At 31.7% G+C, this 284-nt stretch carries 1 pseudogene; it reads right to left on the reverse strand.

Annotation, left to right across the window (positions count from 1 at the left end):
* Positions 1-145 (reverse strand): annotated as a pseudogene (locus ACTG3S_RS14200) (7-carboxy-7-deazaguanine synthase QueE); the annotation flags it as partial.
* Positions 146-284: the final 139 nt, after the last annotated feature.

Here is a 284-nt window from a genome sequence, read left to right on the forward strand (position 1 = left end):
AGTGGCAACCAACATCACAACCACCAACTCTAATAAAATAGGCAGCAGTACCAGTGTGAGCACCCTCACCTTGTATGGTATAAAACTCTTCCATCAACGGAAGCATAATTCCTTTATTTACTAAATCTTGTGTATTTTTGTCCATCTTCATTAAAATCTACCCAAAAGGTTATAAAGTGCAAAGGTAGTTTTTGTATTTCAAGAAAAAAAGGAATAATAAATTAATTCTAATTGCTTAATAATCAAAACATTTTTTGTAAACTTGCACTCCTTTTTACGATAAC

Source organism: Polaribacter sp. (genome assembly GCF_965656025.1).
Taxonomy (GTDB): Bacteria; Bacteroidota; Bacteroidia; order Flavobacteriales; family Flavobacteriaceae; genus Polaribacter.